This window comes from Pantoea sp. nfd-35, from assembly GCF_056892255.1.
This window is the reverse complement of sequence record NZ_CP122403.1, coordinates 1,667,725-1,686,102: the sequence shown is the minus strand read 5'-3', so window position 1 is coordinate 1,686,102 and position 18,378 is coordinate 1,667,725. Positions and strand designations below refer to the sequence as shown.

At 54.2% G+C, this 18,378-nt stretch carries 17 protein-coding genes; 4 read left to right on the top strand and 13 right to left on the bottom strand.

The genetic code is table 11. The annotated features are described in order from the left end of the window. The first annotated feature begins 574 nt into the window (after positions 1-574). Positions 575-2,008, top strand: a complete 1,434-nt coding sequence (gene aldA, locus P9J57_RS07855) for an aldehyde dehydrogenase (protein WP_014605480.1) — start codon at positions 575-577, stop codon at positions 2,006-2,008. A 219-nt stretch (positions 2,009-2,227) separates the two neighbouring features. On the opposite strand, the gene P9J57_RS07850 is transcribed toward aldA, so the two are convergent. From P9J57_RS07850 to P9J57_RS07830, 5 genes are all read right to left on the bottom strand, one after another. Beyond that, positions 2,228-2,449 carry a SymE family type I addiction module toxin gene (locus tag P9J57_RS07850; RefSeq protein ID WP_013026323.1) on the bottom strand — a complete coding sequence of 74 codons (222 nt, stop codon included), beginning with the start codon at positions 2,447-2,449 and terminating at the stop codon, positions 2,228-2,230. 302 nt (positions 2,450-2,751) lie between these two features. Further along, positions 2,752-3,582 (bottom strand): hypothetical protein, encoded by an 831-nt coding sequence (locus P9J57_RS07845; protein WP_013026324.1) that lies wholly within the window; start codon positions 3,580-3,582, stop codon positions 2,752-2,754. A 35-nt stretch (positions 3,583-3,617) separates the two neighbouring features. Continuing rightward, positions 3,618-4,100 carry an Hcp family type VI secretion system effector gene (locus P9J57_RS07840; protein WP_013026325.1) on the bottom strand — a complete coding sequence of 161 codons (483 nt, stop codon included), beginning with the start codon at positions 4,098-4,100 and terminating at the stop codon, positions 3,618-3,620. 30 nt (positions 4,101-4,130) lie between these two features. Continuing rightward, on the bottom strand, positions 4,131-4,613 hold the full coding sequence (locus tag P9J57_RS07835; RefSeq protein WP_015699968.1) for an Hcp family type VI secretion system effector: 483 nt from the start codon (positions 4,611-4,613) through the stop codon (positions 4,131-4,133). 480 nt (positions 4,614-5,093) lie between these two features. Beyond that, positions 5,094-6,116, bottom strand: coding sequence for an LLM class flavin-dependent oxidoreductase (locus P9J57_RS07830; protein WP_014594042.1), 1,023 nt, complete (start codon positions 6,114-6,116; stop codon positions 5,094-5,096). Positions 6,117-6,385: 269 nt separating this feature from the next. Between P9J57_RS07830 and P9J57_RS07825 the strand changes: the two genes are divergently transcribed. Together P9J57_RS07825 and P9J57_RS07820 are read left to right on the top strand one after the other, a co-directional pair. Then, entirely contained in the window at positions 6,386-7,300 is a 915-nt protein-coding gene (locus tag P9J57_RS07825) for a ketopantoate reductase family protein (protein ID WP_028715312.1), read from the top strand. Positions 7,301-7,392: 92 nt separating this feature from the next. Continuing rightward, a complete protein-coding gene (locus P9J57_RS07820; RefSeq protein WP_015699965.1) occupies positions 7,393-8,451 on the top strand; it encodes a LacI family DNA-binding transcriptional regulator in 1,059 nt (352 codons plus the stop codon). Positions 8,452-8,551: 100 nt separating this feature from the next. On the opposite strand, the gene tmaR is transcribed toward P9J57_RS07820, so the two are convergent. The 3 genes from tmaR to dacD all read right to left on the bottom strand — a co-directional run bounded on the left by tmaR (position 8,552) and on the right by dacD (position 11,465). Continuing rightward, complete coding sequence (gene tmaR, locus P9J57_RS07815) at positions 8,552-8,878, bottom strand: PTS system regulator TmaR (RefSeq protein ID WP_013026330.1); 327 nt, start codon at positions 8,876-8,878, stop codon at positions 8,552-8,554. Between the two features lie 160 nt (positions 8,879-9,038). Continuing rightward, a complete protein-coding gene (locus P9J57_RS07810; protein ID WP_024471873.1) occupies positions 9,039-10,094 on the bottom strand; it encodes an FUSC family protein in 1,056 nt (351 codons plus the stop codon). 213 nt (positions 10,095-10,307) lie between these two features. Further along, positions 10,308-11,465 carry a serine-type D-Ala-D-Ala carboxypeptidase DacD gene (gene dacD / locus P9J57_RS07805; RefSeq protein ID WP_014605477.1) on the bottom strand — a complete coding sequence of 386 codons (1,158 nt, stop codon included), beginning with the start codon at positions 11,463-11,465 and terminating at the stop codon, positions 10,308-10,310. 198 nt (positions 11,466-11,663) lie between these two features. Here dacD and sbcB point away from each other — a divergent pair, with 198 nt between their 5' ends. After that, entirely contained in the window at positions 11,664-13,085 is a 1,422-nt protein-coding gene (gene sbcB, locus P9J57_RS07800) for an exodeoxyribonuclease I (protein WP_013026333.1), read from the top strand. A gap of 47 nt (positions 13,086-13,132) precedes the next feature. Here sbcB and P9J57_RS07795 read toward each other — a convergent pair whose 3' ends face one another. From P9J57_RS07795 to ltnD, 5 genes are all read right to left on the bottom strand, one after another. Further along, a complete protein-coding gene (locus tag P9J57_RS07795; protein ID WP_014594048.1) occupies positions 13,133-14,488 on the bottom strand; it encodes a GntP family transporter in 1,356 nt (451 codons plus the stop codon). Positions 14,489-14,616: 128 nt separating this feature from the next. Then, positions 14,617-15,402, bottom strand: coding sequence for an HPr family phosphocarrier protein (locus tag P9J57_RS07790; protein WP_013026335.1), 786 nt, complete (start codon positions 15,400-15,402; stop codon positions 14,617-14,619). Beyond that, positions 15,402-16,028, bottom strand: coding sequence for a 3-oxo-tetronate 4-phosphate decarboxylase (gene otnC / locus P9J57_RS07785; protein WP_014605475.1), 627 nt, complete (start codon positions 16,026-16,028; stop codon positions 15,402-15,404). Before otnC ends, P9J57_RS07790 begins: the two co-directional genes overlap by 1 nt. Then, complete coding sequence (otnK, locus tag P9J57_RS07780) at positions 16,021-17,283, bottom strand: 3-oxo-tetronate kinase (protein WP_013026337.1); 1,263 nt, start codon at positions 17,281-17,283, stop codon at positions 16,021-16,023. Before otnK ends, otnC begins: the two co-directional genes overlap by 8 nt. After that, positions 17,283-18,188 (bottom strand): L-threonate dehydrogenase, encoded by a 906-nt coding sequence (gene ltnD / locus P9J57_RS07775; protein ID WP_013026338.1) that lies wholly within the window; start codon positions 18,186-18,188, stop codon positions 17,283-17,285. The genes otnK and ltnD overlap by 1 nt, the downstream gene beginning before the upstream one ends. Positions 18,189-18,378: the final 190 nt, after the last annotated feature.

Sequence of the window (18,378 nt, the reverse complement as noted above, 5' to 3'; positions counted from 1 at the left end):
TGCCAGCACGCTTATTAACGTGGCAATGACATAAAGTTGAGCTGCGGGTTCGCTGCAAAGATGGTTTGGCGGACGAAGAGGGAAAACGGTCGGCAGAAAAGGTTTGTGATATGACTCAAGGCTAGTGGGGATACTGTGATCAGCGGGAGATCGCATGATGTTGGATAAGCACTCTACGATTCAGCGCAGTAGTCGCTGCGCATGTTATTAACTGCAGTCACGCAATGAGACGTTTGCGTGGCAGGGCAAACCGAAAGGACAATCGGCCGGGGATGCCTACCGTCAAAAGCCTACCGCTTCGTCATTGACTGCGCGGGCAGGCACGAGCTTATCGCCATCCCAGGCGTTCCGGCATTTGCTGGCGAATACAGGGTTTCAGCCCGTCGCCCCTTCTCATAAGACGCTGACCGCTCAGATAACAAAACACGCTGTGGAAATGCTGGCTTCGTCGTGTCTTTCTTCCCTTCCCTGCCATCTGCAGTGCGGCTTTGGCAAAGATAAAAAGGTGTATCGTCGTAATCTGTTTCACTCTGTTTTCACATAACGTTAACGAGTTAAAAGCGGAGCCCTGCATATGACAACACATCATCAACATTTCATTAATGGTGTTTTTGTGCCTAATCACAGCGATAAGTGGATTGAAGTGATTAATCCTGCTACCGAAGCGCTACTGTCACGCATTCCTCAAGGCACGCGTCAGGACGCCGCAGACGCTATCGCCGCTGCCGATGCCGCGCAGCCGGGCTGGGAAGCCTTACCGGCCGTGGAGCGCGGCAGCTGGCTGCGTAAAATTGCCACAGCCATTCGTCAGCGTGAACCCGAACTCAGCGCCACTATCGTGGCAGAAGGCGGTAAAACCCAGGGGCTGGCAAAAACCGAAGTGCTTTTTACTGCTGATTACCTGGACTACATGTCCGAATGGGCGCGACGCTACGAAGGTGAGATTGTGAACAGCGATCGTCCTAATGAAAATATTTTCGTCTTTAAAAAAGCGATTGGCGTTACTACCGGCATCTTACCGTGGAACTTCCCGTTTTTTTTGATTGCGCGTAAAGCGGCGCCGGCACTGATTACCGGCAATACGATTGCGATAAAACCGAGTGAGTTGACGCCCAATAACGCGGCCCTGTTTGCACAGATCGTTGCGGATATCGGCCTGCCAAAAGGTGTGTTCAATGTTGTTTACGGCTACGGCCCTGAGATCGGTCAGGAGCTGGCTGGCAACGAAAAAGTGGGGTTGGTAAGCCTGACGGGCAGCGTTAATGCCGGGATTGCCGCCATGGAAGCGGCAGCAAAAAACGTTACCAAAGTCTCTCTGGAGCTGGGGGGTAAAGCGCCGGCCATTGTAATGGATGATGCCGACCTCGATCTGGCAGTAAAGGCCATTGTCAGCTCTCGCGTCATTAATACAGGCCAGGTCTGCAACTGCGCAGAGCGGGTTTATGTACAGGAAGGGATTTATGACCGCTTTATCAGCGCACTGACAGAGGCGATGCAACACGTGACGTTTGGCAATCCGGCTGAAAAAAACGATATCGATATGGGGCCATTGATCACCGCCGCCGCGCTGGCGCGGGTTGAGCAAAAAGTTGCCAGGGCAGTAGAAGAAGGCGGCAGGGTTGTGTTGGGCGGTAAACGGGCGGGTCGCGAGGGCTTTTACTTCGAGCCCACGATTATTACCGGCGTACGCCAAGAGATGGAGATTATGCGTGAGGAAATTTTTGGCCCGGTGCTTCCTGTAATGACCTTTAAAACGCTCGAAGAAGCTATCGCACTGGCCAATGACTGTGAGTACGGCCTGACTTCCTCAATCTACACTCAGAACCTGACCACCACAATGACCGCCCTGCGTCAGCTGAAGTTTGGTGAAACCTACGTTAACCGCGAGAATTTTGAAGCCATGCAGGGATTCCATGCCGGCTGGCGCAAATCTGGCATCGGCGGTGCTGATGGTCGTCATGGGCTCGAGGAATATCTGCAAACGCATGTTGTGTATTTGCAGTGTTAACGACGGCGGTTTGCGGCCCTGCCGGGTCGCACCCTGAGGAGGTTAAACGGATGGCATTTCCTTATTGGCAACTGAATTCACGCGGTGAAGGAAACCGCGTTATCTGTTTGTTCTGCCAATAAAGTAGGCCAGGCGGTTTTATGCTCACCTGACCTGAATTCAAGGGGCAACCCGCAACGCTGACTTTGAGAAGTGAGCAATCAATCACACCTTTCCGTTTTATGACTTATCGACCCGCAGCACAATGCATCCTTCGCTAATTTCTGCCGAGACCCGCGTGCCGGTATCAAATCCGGCTTCACGCAACCATTTGCCGCTGATATTCAGCGCAGGCGTGCTGGTGTCGCCAAAATTAGGTACGTAGCCGACTTTGTACCGGCGCTGAGTTTTTGAAATCGCGGAAGACGGTTTCTGAACAAGATTAAGCGTGGTAACAGACATTGAATAATCTCCCTTATTTGATGATGGTGTATTTACACAATGCGCCAGCCATGGCTGTAAAAAATTAAAAGCATATCTGTTAAAAATTTATGCTGGCTGTCTGGCCAGTAGCGTTTTTAGCGTACCGTTATCTGCTTTTACAAAGCAGATAAAACATAGCGCCTAAAGTAGATGATAACAAGCCAGGTGCTGGAACCCGGCTCGCACAATTTGACTTATGCCCCTTTTATCAAGGATCATTCATCCGGGTTGCCGAAGCGTTAAAATGCACCATCTGGAGGTTTAGATTGACGGGCGCGGAATTAGGGAATGTCCATCGCAGTCAGGTAGCCATATTCAATCTTTGTTAAAGTCAATTGCTCATTCTGATTAAAAAACAGCTTCACAAAATTCGCACTATCACCAATGAGCTCGACGCGCTGATACTCTGTAAAAGTAAATTGATTTAAAATATACGACATTCTTTCACGGTGTGCTGCTGGAATAGGGTTTTTAGATATGACCTCCCCTGCAAAAGTCGGCTCTGTGTCTTTGGAGGGTTTAAAATTATGTTTTTTCAACTTTGCCTTCTGAGAAAAAGCAACGAGCGCATCATGCGCGCTGTTAAAATTGTCTGCCAGATTTTTCAAATGCGCAGCTAATTGATTAATTGACAGGGTGCGGTTATTTGAATGGTACGATAAACCAATTCCCCCAAGACTTGCCACAGCAGGGACGATACTTCGTCCAACGATGCTAAACAAACCTGCAGTTGAGGTCCAAAAGATTGCCAATAAGGTGGCTGAACTTAACGCAACGGCTCCCATTGAAGTGGTATTATAATGCTGTACAGGAATGCCGAGTATGCGATTGTTAATATGCTTTATCTCACCATTCGGCCGCCGCCCTGTAGCCTGCTCTGTGGGAGGATTTTTAAAACGACTGTTACTGTTATTTTTATAATCGTTCAACGCACTGGCAATAACACTGGTTTCCCTTTTAGAAAGACTGGCAATTTCCATCGGCTCAAGCGAACTCATCAGAATCAATGATTCTTTGAGAATTTCAGAGGGTAAAAAGCTGCCTGAAGTATCAGAATTTAAACTGGGATTCGTCGTGAGTCCCTCAATCACATGTATGCCTGGAAATGCCATAATAACCTCTTTTTAAGATGTAACAGTTCCTTTGATTAGCTTTCTTTATTTTGCTTGATATCCCAACCCATCTGCACAGAAGCGGCTTTCGTTCCCTGAGAAGCCTGTTCCCAGTATTCCAGCGCAACCTTGCTGGCTTGAAAGGAATACTGCATACCCAGCGTGGACGCGTGACCAATGCCGGTAAAGTCAGTCTGCGTAACCAGCACATCTTCAAGCGTGATGCGAGTATATTCCACTTCCTGCCCGCCTGCCTTGCAAACAGACAGCTGAATTTTTGGCAGATGTTTACCACTGGCACAATATTTCACTAACGCCGGTGTGGCCTTATCGATCAATGCCTCAACGCTTAAATCGCGATAATTCACTTTTCCCGCACCGCCACCACCGCCAACGGACATATTACCTGGTTGCTGCGCGCCCCAGTTAAATGACAGAACATCTATCCATTTTTTATGGTTTGCATTTTGCGACTCACCTTCAATTCCATCTATTTTCAAAAAGATATCAATAGCCATTTTTCACCTTTATTTTAAGGGCGGATTAACTCAGCTCTCTTTATTTTGTTTAATATCCCAACCGGCTTTGCTTTCCGCCCCTTTGGTACCGCTGGCACTTTGTTCCCAGTAGCTGGTAGACACTTTGGATGCCTGAAAGGCGTAGTCCACCACAATGGTGTCACCTTGCCCTACTCCGTTAAAATCCGTTGCCGTAACCAGTACATCTTCCAGCACAATCTTCGTGTACTCAATTTGGTTGCCACCGGCTTTGCAAACCGACAGTTCTACCTTTGAAACATGCTTTCCGCTGGAGCAGTATTTAAGAATGGCAGCAGTGGATTTGTCGATTAACGCTTTAACACGCAGATCGTTGAAATTCACTTTTCCTGAGCCGCCACCGCCACCTACCGCCATATTACCGGGTTGCGAAGCCCCCCAGTTAAATGAGAGCACGTCGGTCCATCCTTTATGATTGCTGTCCTGTGATTCTCCAGCAGTCCCTTCAACTTTCAAATAAATATCAATCGCCATTAATTTTTTCCGATTACGCTGTGATAATGATGAAACGGGTGTTGCAATCCGTTATATTCGGCAGGTTCAGACAGAATTTAGAGCCATTTGAATTAAGAAACAGGCAGCAGCATATCAATGCTGTTGCATCGTGCTAACAGAAATAGTAACGCCTGAGAGTTTTCTCAGTAAATATGAATATGTCAGGTAACCAGAATACAGTTAACCTTGAAGGCCTTTATACATTAATAAAATTAACACAACTTCATGTCAATTCATTTACAACTAACAATGTATTATTGAGATAAATCTGAAAGCTGATGTTTTCAGCGGCTGATAGTTTCAGAGGTTAATAACGCTAAACATCTCGCTGCACTGGCCAGCAATATTATCGGCGGGGAATGTGAGAAATATTACAGTAGAAGAGGCATTATTATTTTAGTAAAAACCCCACGCAGCGAGGACTGTGTGGGGTTATTAATCTGGCAAGATCAAGCAGGCTTAACGCCAGCCCAGCTCCGGCGCCACGTACTTCAGAATCGATTCAATGACGTGTGCGTTGTAGTCCACGCCCAACTGATTCGGTACAGTGAGCAGCAGTGTATCCGCTTCAGCAATCGCCTCATCCTCTGCCAACAGTTTGATCAGTTTTTCCGGCTCGGCGGCATAGCTGCGACCAAAGATGGCGCGGGTTTTCTCATCCAGAAAACCGACTGAATCCTGATCCTGTCCACTGCGGCCAAAGTAAGCCCGATCCATATCGTTCACCAGCGCAAAAATACTGCGACTGACGGAAACCCGTGGCTTACGCGAGTGCCCCGCCGCTTTCCATGCTTCACGGTAGGCGCGGATCTGTTTTGCCTGCTGGATGTGGAACGGCTCGCCGGTTTCATCATCTTTGAGCGTCGAGCTTTGCAGGTTCATGCCCATCTTCGCCGCCCATACTGACGTGGCGTTGGAGCCCGAACCCCACCAGATGCGATCGCGCAGGCCTTCAGACAGCGGCTCAAGACGCAGCAGGCCCGGTGGATTCGGGAACATCGGCTGTGGATTCGGTTTGGCAAAACCTTCGCCACGCAGCGCATCCAGGAAAACTTCTGTGTGGCGACGGCCCATGTCCGCATCCGTCTCGCCTTCCTGCGGCGCATAACCAAAGTACCGCCAGCCCTCAATCACCTGCTCTGGCGAGCCGCGGCTCAGGCCCAACTGCAGGCGACCGTTGGAAATCAGATCGGCAGCGCTGGCATCCTCCACCATATAGAGCGGATTTTCATAGCGCATATCGATAACGCCAGTACCTATTTCAATTTTTTTGGTGCGAGCGCCGACCGCTGCCAGCAGTGGAAACGGCGAGCTAAGTTGGCGGGCGAAGTGATGCACACGGAAATAGGCACCATCGGCCCCGAGTTCTTCTGCCGCTACCGCTAAATCTATAGACTGCAGCAACACGTCCTGAGCAGAACGCGTGGCGGACTGCGATGATGGCGTCCAGTGGCCGAATGAGAGAAAACCAATCTTTTTCATCTGTTACGTCTCCTGACGAAAGAACAATGCTTTCGCGTGATAAACCTCAATGAAATAAGGTTACGCCAGCCGCGCCGTGACGGATAGTGAATATCCTTAAGCGCTACATTCAAGAATTTTGACATAGCTTGCGCTGACCTGACTGCGGTCAGTGCACTATTCTGTGTGGGTGCAGATTGTAATAATGCTTGCGGGCAGATTGGGTTTTAACGCATAACGTAAATCACTGCCCTGCATCTGGGCAGATGCGTTCAATGGAGGAAGAAGGGATGCGTATTTTGATTGTAGGTGCGGGGGCAACCGGCGGCTATTTTGGCGCACGGCTGATACAGGCCGGGCAGAATGTGACCTTCCTGGTCCGTGAAGGCCGTTTTAATCAGTTACAACAAACCGGCCTGGTGTTGCAAACCCGCTCAGGGCAGGAAACGCTTGAACCCCAGTTGGTCACCGCCGCCAGGCTTGACGCGCATTACGACTTAATCATCTTAACGGTTAAAAGTACCGGCCTGGCGCAGGCGATTCACGACATCCAGCCGGCTGTTGGGCCACAAACCCTGATCATGCCGATTCTGAATGGCATGCGACATATTGACACCTTGCTCACCCACTTCGGTGCCGATCGGGTGATCGGTGGCTTGTGCAAAATCAACGCCACGTTGAACGATAAAGGCCATGTGGTGCAGTTGACGCCCTTACACCAGATCTATTACGGCGCACTGGATGGCAACAACGATGACCGACTGCAGCAGGTCGATGCCGCGCTACGTGGTAGTGCCGTGGAAACGTTTTTTTCCGACAATATTATCGGTGAGTTATGGGAAAAATGGCTGCTGTTAAGCACGCTCGGCGCGGTGTGTTGTCTGGCGCGGGGGAACACGCAACAGATACTGGCCCAGGCCGGTGGCGAGATGCTGCTTCAGGGCATTTACAGCGAGGTGCTTCAGGTTATCTGCGCGGAGGGCTATCAGCCCCGCCCTGCCGTTACCGCAAAAATTTATGAATTGCTGAACGATCCGTCGACGCCGATGACCTCCTCCATGTATCGTGATTTGACCCAGGGTTTTGCTATTGAAGCCGATACGATCATTGGCGACCTGCTGCTACGAGCCAGTCGTCATGGTATGACTGTGCCACTGTTGAATGCGGTAAATGTTAACCTGCAAATCTATCAACAGAACCGTTAAACACGGATGTGATGGGAAAGCAGCCGCGCCGTCGCAGGACGCGCGAGTAACGGAATTTTGTTACACTCGCTGCCTCATCTTTTGGAGGAATAATGACGTCCCGCTCTGTGACCCTTGATGATGTTGCCCAACTGGCTGGCGTTTCCTATCAAACGGTTTCTCGCGTGCTTAACCGCTCTGAGCAGGTTTCCCCCCGCACCCGTGAAAAAGTTGAAGCGGCGATGCAGCAGCTTAACTATGTGCCCAATCGGGTCGCACAGCAGCTGGCGGGAAAAGCGACCCGAACCTTAGGCCTTGCAACCAGTAACCTGGCCCTGATGGCCCCGGCGCAGATTGCTTCGGCCATTCAGCAGCGCGCCGCCAGCGCCGGTTATCACCTGGTGATCGCGATGGACAGTGAGGATAATGCGGAAGCGACAGTGAATGAACTGATGGCCCAGCGCGTGGATGCGGTGCTGATCAATATGCCGTTAGAGGCGGCCGAGGCGGAAAAAATCCGCGTGATGTGCGGTAAAAAGCCGGTACTGTTTCTGGATGCCGATCCCCATGCTCTCGTATCTCATTGCCAGTATTCAAACGAACAAGGGGCGCGTGCCGCCGTTGCACATCTGATTGCGCTCGGGCACCGGCAAATTGGCCTGCTGAATGGCCCGGTGCGCTCAGTATCGGCTCGTCAGCGCGAAGCGGTCTGGCGTCAGGCGCTGGCAGAGCATCAGTTATCTCCCTGCTGCGTCCTGCGCGGCGACTGGAGCGCCAAATCCGGCTATCAGGCGATGCTGGCGCAACTCCCGAATGCCCTGCCCCAGGCGCTTTTAGTGGCGAATGATGAGATGGCGCTGGGCGCGATGCGGGCGCTACATCAGCACGGCGTGGCGATTCCGGGCGATATTTCTCTTGTCGGCTACGATGACACGGCAGAAAGCGCCTGGTACCAGCCGCCACTGACCACCATTCGCCAGGATCTTCAGCAGCTCGGCACCCACAGCGTGGATCAGGTGCTGGCCGAACTGCGGGGTGAAGCGGTGGCGTCACGTACCCTGGAGCCGATGCTGGTGATCAGAGAAACCACCGCAGCGCCCGCCAGCCAAAACCTGGACTTATCGGATCTGGCGCGTCAACTCCAGCAGATTGCACGTAGGCTGACCCGCTAAGTCTTCAGCGACGTCTACCAGCCATAAAAAAAGCCCGCCCAACCTGAAGGTTGCGCGGGCCGGTTATCAGCAGCGAAGGGTTTCCGTTATTCGCGCGCCCTTACGGCGCTTTGGTTTCACCCACGCCCATGGTCTTGAGCTTTTTAGACAGCTCACGGCGCTCTTTCGAGAGGTCGGCGTTTTTGATGATGTATTCATCCACGCGATCTTCATAGTCCGCACGCATGCTGGCGATGATTTCCTGTATCGCTTCCACGCTCATGCCGGGTTTAATGTATTCGCTCAGGTTGTCCAGCAGCAGAACACGCTTTTGGTTGTCACGAATTTTCTTCTCATTATCGACAATTTCACGCTGCAGTTTGTTCTTGCGGCGAAACGTACGGACAAACTCAAGTACGTCCTGAAATGATTGCTTGGCATTTTCCATGATGGCACCTTTCTTTAAGCCTGCTAAAGCAGGGAGAGAGTCAAAACGATCAGCTTAGCGGCTAGCCAGCCTTAAGGGCAATTCTCACAGCTAAATTCGGACTGGCTCTTATCTTAGCGCAAAAAAACCGGGTTCCGCATTAAGTCATTGTCTGAGGTGATTATTTACGCAGCGCCAGACGCAGTAAGTCCGTCATGCGCTCCAGTTGCTTCGCCAGCTCCAGACTCAACCAGACATAGCCATAAATTGGCGTCTCCTCCAGACGGTCACTGCCGCTGGCGATCAACTGCTTAAGTTCATTGACGATTTCCGTTAACTCATGGTTGGCCGCGATGATGTCATAGGTTTCCCCTTTCACCGCCATCTCCGACAACGTTCGTAGCGCGTTTTCCGTCATCTGCTGGGTACGGCGCAGCGTCGGCGCATTCAGCATAATCAGATGGCTTTCCCGCGATGCCCACCAGGCATTAATTTGCATCTCAATGGTGTACACCATATTACGGTTTATGGTCTGAATCGCTTCAAATACCGATTTAGGAATACGCGTTTCTTTGCTGGACGGCTCCAGCAGCGCGCGCATTTTGATGACGCTGGAGAGCAGCTTCCCAAAGGGCTTATTCAGTCGCGGCTTTTCCACCAGGTTAGCGGAAAACCCTGCATGATAGATTTTTGCCATCTCGCCCAGCGTATCCGAAAGCTGGATACGCCAGTGAATGTAGGCGCGCTGTGCCCAGACAGCGGTAAATATCAGCGCCAGCAGCGAGCCTAAAATCACATCGCCGCCACGCCACATGGCGACGGTGAAATCCCCCATTGGCGCGCCGACCACTACGCAGAGCGTGATGCCAATCAACAGCGCCATATAGGGATGCTTTCCCAGGGTCAGATAGCCGCTGATAAACATGATCAGCGCGCACCAGGCCAGCATGCCCGGTAGCGAAATCATCTCCAGCTTGAGCGCAATCAATCCCGAAATTGACCCGGCAATCGTGCCGCCAATGCGCTGAATGGCGCGGGGAAACACATTGCCCCACGTGGAGATCGGCCCCATCACCACCACCAGCGTAATCAGCGGCCAGGTGCCTTCGGGAATGCCGGTCATCCGCACAAACAAAAAGGCAAAAAGAAACGCCACCGCGATGCGCAAGCCGTGCACGCTGCGGTAATGGCGATATAACCAGAATTCCAGATTAGAGATGGGCTTATCAGAGCGCAAGATAGCTGTCCGCGGGTAAAGAGGTGATTCTACGCGATGCACCGTGTGAGTCCTGGCGCGCCGTCAATATTTTAGTCAATACGTGACACATTGGGCCATTATCACCAACCTGTGGCGGTAAATCAGCAAAATAAAACGTTCAGGTGGCAATAGGGTCCTGCGATGCGAGCCCTCGCGGCACCTGCCCGGCAGGCAGGTGCGCGTGGCCTGAGATTAAAACTTACGTTTCAGATAGTCGGAGAGGCGGCTAAACATGCCGGCTTCGTTAACGGCACTGAGCGCCACCAGCGGATAACTGGCAATCTGCTTGTCTTTATCCATGACCTGAATCTCACCAATGTTCTCATTGGCTTTCAGCGGTGCTTCCAGATCGCTACGGTTAATCACGTATTTGGCTTTCACGTTCGGAATTTCACTGCGCGGGAGCGACAGGTAAACATCATTTGCCGTGCCCACCTCAACCTGATGCGGATTGCCGTACCACACGTGTTCGCTGCCGATCTTCTTGCCCGCATGGAACAGTTGGACCGTGTCGAACGTATTCTGGCCCCAGACCAGCAGTTTACGCGCCTGCTCTTCGCGCCCTTTCGCGCTTTTACCGCCCATCACCACGGCAATCAGGCGATGCTGACCGACCACATTTGAGGCGATGATATTAAATCCTGCGGTTTCGGTATGACCTGTTTTCAGACCATCCACGTGAAGACTGTTATCCCACAGCAGACCATTACGGTTGTTCTGAGTGATGCCATTCCAGGTCAGGGTTTTCTCACGGTACATGGCATAGAAATCCGGCTCGCCGTCGATGATGGCGCGAGACAGCTTTGCCATGTCCAGCGCACTGGAGAACTGTCCTGGCGCATCCAGACCGTGGACGGTTTCGAAATGGGTATTGGTCAGGCCCAGTTTCTCCACGTAATGATTCATCAACTTCACAAAGTTGTCCTGGCTGCCCGCGACATAATCGGCCAGCGCCACGCAGGCATCGTTACCCGAATCGATAATGACACCGCGGCTTAAGTCGCGCACGCTCAGCTTATCGCCCGGTTTCAGGAACATGAGCGATGAACCTTTAAAGACCGGATTGCCTGCGGCCCAGGCGTCTTTCCCCACGGTGACCATATCGTCGCGCGTAATTTTCTTTTGATCGATGGCGCGGTCAACGACATAGCCCGTCATTAACTTGGTCAGGCTGGCCGGATTGCGGCGTTCGTCAGGATTGCCCGCCGTAAGCACCTGCCCCGTGGTGGCATCCATTAGCACCCATGATGCGGCATCGATCGCCGGCGGCGTCACGGGAAACGGCATATCGTCGGCCTGTGCCAGCGAAGCCCAAAAAACAGTTACGGTAATTAACAGACGCCTTTTCAACACTTCATCCTTAGTTGCACAAATAAAACAGACGGGAACAGCCGGACGTTTTACGGCAAAAGCCTTAAGAAGGTTTAATTAAATTGAAAAAAAATATGAACTGCCGGGTGCCACCACGCAGCTTTGGTCAGTACGGTTGTGCTGGCGAGCGCAGAAGACTATCCTGAACGTTGATTTTTTTGCAGACAGGACAGCGACGTGCCCGCCTCTGAATTCACTTTCTTATTCCATGATTACGAAACCTTCGGCACCAGTCCGTCACGGGATCGTCCGGCGCAGTTTGCCGGGTTACGTACCGACAGCAACTTTAATCCGGTTGGCGAGCCAGAGGTGTTTTACTGCCGTCCGCCGGACGACTATCTGCCCCAGCCTGAAGCGGTAATGATTACCGGTATTACGCCGCAAATTGCCGCCTCGCGGGGCGTCAGCGAGGCCGAGTTTGCCGCCCGCATTCATGCCCTGTTCACCGCCGAACAAACCTGCGTGGTGGGCTACAACAACGTGCGCTTCGACGATGAAGTGACACGCAATATTTTCTACCGCAACTTCTACGATCCCTACGGTTGGAGCTGGCAAAACGGTAATTCGCGCTGGGATTTACTGGACGTGATGCGTGCCTGCTATGCGCTACGGCCCGAAGGCATCAACTGGCCCGAAAATGAAGACGGCTTTCCCAGCTTCCGGCTGGAGCACCTGACCAAAGCCAACGGCGTAGCCCATGAAAACGCCCACGATGCGATGTCGGATGTCTATGCCACACTGGCGATGGCGAAACTGGTGAAAGAGAAACAGCCTAAGCTGTTCGAGTTTTTGTTTACGCATCGCAACAAAAACAAACTCATGACCCTGATCGATATTCCACAGATGAAGCCGCTGGTGCACGTTTCCGGGATGTTTGGCGCAGCACGCGGCAATACCAGTTGGGTGGTACCGCTTGCCTGGCATCCGGATAACCGCAATGCGCTAATCGTGGTGGACCTGGCCGGGGATATGACGCCGCTTTTAACACTGGATGCCGACAGCCTGCGCGAACGTCTGTATACGCGCAAAAGCGAGTTGGGCGATCAATCAGCCATCCCCGTTAAGCTGGTGCACATCAATAAGTGCCCCGTGCTGGCTCCGGCGAATACCCTGCGGCCTGAAGATGCCGGGCGGTTGGGCATCGATCGCAAGTCTTGTCTGGATAATCTGGCGACGCTGCGTCAGCATCCTGAAATACGTGAAAAGCTGGTGGCGATATTTGCCGATGCGGAACCCTTTACGCCGTCGGATGATGTGGATACCCAGCTCTACGATGGCTTCTTTAGCGATGCCGATCGGGCGGGCATGAACATTATTCGCCAGACGGCGCCGGCTAACCTGCCCGCGCTGGATCTGACGTTTGACAGTCCGCGCGTGGCGAAGCTGCTGTTTCGTTATCGGGCGCGGAACTTCCCCGGCACCCTGGATGATGCTGAACAACAGCGCTGGCTGCAGCACCGTCGCGAAGTACTGAATCCGGATAAGGTGCAGTCGTTTTTGATGGAGCTGGAATCGCTGGCCAGCCTGCATGAAAGCGATCAGGAAAAGCTGGCCCAGTTAAAAGCGCTGTATCTGTATGCGCAGGAACTGGTGTCCTGACGCTCAGACTGGCCGGGAAACGCGAATCGCCTTTCCCGGCCAACATATCAAATCACAAACCACAGCGCCCACGTCAGAACAAAACCGGTCATCCCCATCAGGGTTGTCAGTACCGTCCAGGTTTTTAATCCATCCGCTACCGACAGGCCCAGATAGCGCGTCACCACCCAGAAGCCCGCATCGTTGACATGAGACAGCCCTAGCCCGCCGAAGCACACTGCCAGCGTGACCAGAACGCGGTGCATATCATCAATGCCGGTCACGGCCTGCGTCAGTAGTCCGCTGGTGGTAAGAATCGCGACGGTAGCCGACCCCTGCGAGGCGCGCAGCGCCAGCGACAGAATAAAGGCCGCGGGGATTAATGGCAGGTGCAGCGTTTCCAGCGCTAGCGCCAGCGCTTTACCGACGCCGGACTCCACCAGCACCTTCCCAAAGGCCCCACCCGCGCCCGCCACCAGAATCACGCTCGCCGATCCGGGGATGGCCCGGCCGGTCAGATCTTCCAGCTTATCTTTGCTCCAGCCACGGCGGATGCCCAGTAGCCAGGCGGCCAGGCCCAACGCAATCAGCAGCGCTATGGGCGGTGTGCCAATCACCGTCATGATTTTACCTGGCAGGCTGTCCTGCGCCAGCAGCGAGTGAGACAGCGTACCTAATACAATCAGCACAATCGGCACCACGATCAAACCGCTGATGGTCAGCGCACCCGGCGGTGCAGGTTCATTTTTCTTCTGCGCCCCTTCCGGCTTCGCCATCTGCAGCTGTTCCAGCACCTCGACCGACAGATGATACTGGCGACGGTTCATCACCTTTGCGACGTAATAACCTAAAATGCCGACCGGCACCGAGACCAGAATCCCCAACATCATCAGCCAGCCCATATCGGTGTGCAAAATGGCCGCAGCGGCCGCGGCCCCCGGATGGGTGGGCAGCGCCACGTGTACCGTTAACATCACACCGGCCATTGGCAGGCCAAACTTCAGGGGAGAAACCCGCGCCACTTTGGTAAAGCCGTAGATCAGCGGGATAACAATGATAAAACCCACTTCAAAAAACACCGGGATGCCCAGAATAAAGGCGGCCATGGTCAGTGCAGCAACAGTGCGTTTCAGGCCCAGCGTTTTGCTGAAGCGCTGCGCCAGCGACTCGGCGCCGCCCGAGGCTTCGATAATCGCCCCGAGCATGGCTCCCAGCACGATAATGATGGTGATGTGCCCCAGCAATCCCCCCATACCGCTGATGATGGTTTCCATGATTTTTTCAGCCGGAATACCGGTGGCGATCGCCACCAGCAGGCTGACAATCAACAGGGCGACAAAGGGATGGACTTTGGCTTTAATGACCAGCAACAGCAAAATCACAATGCTGGCGGTCGCAATGGCTAACAGCAACGCAGTCGTCATAGTAAACCTCTGGAATAGTTATCTTTTTTAGCGTTTTTTGGCTACAGCTCTACCTGGTGCTGGTCCGTTTTAAAGACGACCAGAACTGCACCGCTGCCGCAGCACCGGTGTGATTTTTTAACCTTAACTCAGCGGTGTTTCGCCCAGGGCGCCAGCCAGCTCAGCCCTTCCACGGTGTCCCCGCGCGGGAAATATTCGCAGCCGATCCAGCCCTCGTAACCCACCTCATCAAGCAGGCTGAACAGCCAGGGATAGTTGATCTCGCCCTCGTCAGGTTCATGACGACTGGGCGCGGCGGCGATTTGCACATGCTGATAACGCCCGGCGTAGTGGCGAATGAGGTGGCTGAGATTGCCGTCCACCATCTGGGCATGGAACAGATCCAGTTGGGTAAAGACGTTGGGACGATCGATGAGCTCAACCATCTCCAGCGTCTGATACTGGCTGGCATAGAGATAATGGGGTTTAGTGGTGGGATTTAACGCTTCGATTAACAACCGGATGTTGTGTGGGGCGAAGCGTTCTGCTGCATAACGCATATTACCGATGAACGTCTCAACATACTGCTGGCGATCGGCACCGGAAGGGACGGTTGCCGCCATGATGTGCACCTGTGGGCAATCCAGCGCCAGCGCGTAGTCCAGAGCCCTGTCGATATCGGCTCTTGCCTCCGCTTCCCGGCCGGGAATGGCTGAAACCCCCCATTCCCCCGCAGCCACGTTGCCCGGTGCGGTATTGAACAGCACCAGTTTAAGCCCGTTGTCATCGAGCAGCGTTTTCAGTTGCTCAGCCGGATAGTCGTAAGGAAACAGAAATTCAACCGCGTCAAAGCCCGCCTGTGCAGCGGCGGCAAAGCGCTGCAGAAAGGGCACCTCATTGAACTGGGTAGATAAGTTAGCTGCAAACGTTGGCATTATCGGCTCCTGAGTTCGGCGACTTCGTCGGCGGTAAGATAGCGAATGGCCCGGTCGCCCAGGGTAAACATCAGGCGTGCGGTTTCTTCCAACTCTTCGGTATTGTCCGCCGCTTCTTGCAGGGATTTGCCCACCACGACCGGACCATGGTTCGCCAGCAGAAAAGCACGGTAGCGCGGCGCCAGAAGAGCCAGGTCCTCCGCCAGTCGCGCGTCGCCGGGTTTATAGTAGGGCACCACCGGCACGTCTCCCACCCGCATCACCACATAGGGCGTGAACGGGCGGATGCAGTTCTGGCTGTCCAGATTTTGCAGGCATGAGAGCGCGGTCAGGTAGTGACTGTGCAGGTGAACCACCGCCCGGCAGTCGGGGTTATTCAGGTAGAGCGCGCGGTGAAAGGCGATCTCTTTTGAGGGTTTATCCCCGGCAATCCACTCCCCCTGTAACGTCACTTTAGACAGGCGCTGGGCATCCAGTTCGCCCAGGCAGGAGCCGGTGGGCGTCGCCAGCAGGGTGCCATCGTCCAGCAGCAGCGAAAGATTACCGGCCGATCCGGTGGCATAACCGCGCTGGAAGAAAGATGCGCCCAGCCTGACCATCTCTTCACGGGCCTGTTGTTCAGTCATGGGAAAACTCCGTTTGTGCGCGGCGGAAAAACTGTTCATCACCAAAATTGCCTGACTTCAGCGCGAGTGACAACGGCTGCCCGATATCTCTCACCCAGGGCACGCCGGGCGAAATCACCGGACCAATATGGAATGCAGTCACGCCCAGGCTTTGGGCGACCACGCCAGAGGTTTCGCCGCCTGCGACGATAAAGCGCTGCCAGCCCCGGGACTTCAGCGTGCGAGCTATCTGGGCAAACAGCTGCTCCACCGCCTCACTGCTGCGCTGTGCGCCATAGTGCTGTTGAATCGACTGCAGCTGTTGCGCATCCGCGGTGGCATAGAGCATGGGTGCGAGGGGCTCATCAGCATGCTCTGCGACCCAGTCGCATAACGCCTCGGCGTACTTTTCGTCGCTGAGGCAGCGCGACACGCTGATCTCCTGGGCGGATGCCTGCTGGCGATAGGCATTGACCTGGCGGTTTGTCATTTGTGAGCAGGAGCCCGAGAGCACTACCGCCCGTTGGCCCTGTGGGTAACCCGCGCGCTGTGCTTGCGGGTCATCGCGGTGGGTCGTTGACCACTGGCGCGCCAGGCCAATCGCCAGCCCGGAGCCGCCCGTGACCAGCCGCATCGAGGTGAGTGCTTCGCCCTGGTTCAGCAGATGTTGCTCAGTAAGCGTATCAAGCACCGCGTAATTCACCCCCTGAGCACGCAGCTGCTCAAGTTGCCGTGATATCGCGCCTGCACCCTGCTCTATCGTGGTCGCAGAGATGAGCCCGGCTTTTCCCGTGCTCTGGCTCTCCATCAGCCGTAGCAGGTTACTGTCGGTCATTGGCGTGACCGGATGATGGCGCATGCCGGAATCCGACAGCAGCTGTTCACCCACAAACAGATAACCCTGATAAACGGTGCGCCCGTTCACCGGCAACGCCGGGCAGATCACCGTCAGCGTCTCATCCAGTGCGGCCATGAGCGCATCCGTCACCGGACCGATATTGCCCGCGGAGGTGCTGTCGAACGTGGAGCAGTATTTAAAATAAAAGCGCTCACAGCCTTGCGCCTGCAGCCAGCGCAGCGCGTCAAGCGACTGGCTGACGGCCTGCGCGGGCGGGCAGGACCGCGATTTCAGGCTGACCACAATGGCCTGTGCATCCGGCACAGCGGCCTGTTTCGGGATGCCGTTAAACTGAAGGGTAGAAAGCCCGTTCTGTACCAGAAAGCTGGCAATGTCGGTTGCGCCGGTAAAATCGTCGGCAATGACCCCTAACCGCATCAGATTTCCCCCTCGCGTTGAGGCAGCGTAATGCCGCTGAAGATTTTAATGACCGCACTGTCATCCTCACGGCCATAACCGGCATTGCTGGCCTCGGTGAACATATTCAGTGCGGTGGAGGCCAGCGGCAGCGGGAAATGCAGGGCTTTCGCCGTCTCGGCGACCAGGTTGAGATCTTTGACAAAGATATCTACCGCGGATGTCGGTCGGTAGTCGCCATCGACGACATGGCGCATACGGTTTTCGAACATCCACGAGTTGCCGGCCGCATTGGTCACCACCTCATACATCGTCTCCAGCGGGATCCCGGCGCGGGCGGCCAGCGCCATGGCTTCGGCCCCGACGGCAATGTGCACGCCAGCCAGCAGCTGATGAATAATCTTGACCGTCGATCCCTGACCGATTTCCGTGCCGACGCGATAAACCTTCGCGGCCACCGCATCCAGTACCGGTTGCAGAGCAGCAAACGCCTCGTCGCTGCCGGACGCCATCACGGTCATCTCGCCGCTGGCGGCTTTGGCCGCCCCGCCGGATACCGGTGCATCCAGCATCAGGAGGTGATAGTCCGCCAGTTTTGCGGCGATCTGCTGTGCATCCTGCGCGGACAAGGTGGAAGAAACCATTACCGCCGTGCCCGGCTTCAGCCTGGCGGCCAGCCCCTGCTCGCCAAACAGGATCGTGTTAACCTGTTTGGCATTCACCACGAGCAGCAGCACAGCATCAAGCTGGCTGGCAAAGGCATGCGCCGACGTCTGAGCATCGCGCGCGCCCGCCTGACGCAGCGCATCCAGCGCCTGCGGATTCAGATCCACGCCCCAGGTTGACAGCCCGGCACGAATGCAGGACTGCGCGGCGCCCATTCCCATTGAGCCTAAGCCTATGACACAAATATGTGAAACTGGCATCGCTGGCCTCCATTGTTAATTTAAGTGAATTTTTGATTTCTGTTGTTAATAGTGCCAATAAACGACGCGCAAAAACGTGTTCTTATTCACATAAATTAACTCACAGAGGCCGCTGTAAAACATTTCTTCACATCACTCACCGCTTGCTACTCCCACTCACGGGCGGTTAATGCGCGGTTTTTCAGGAAAA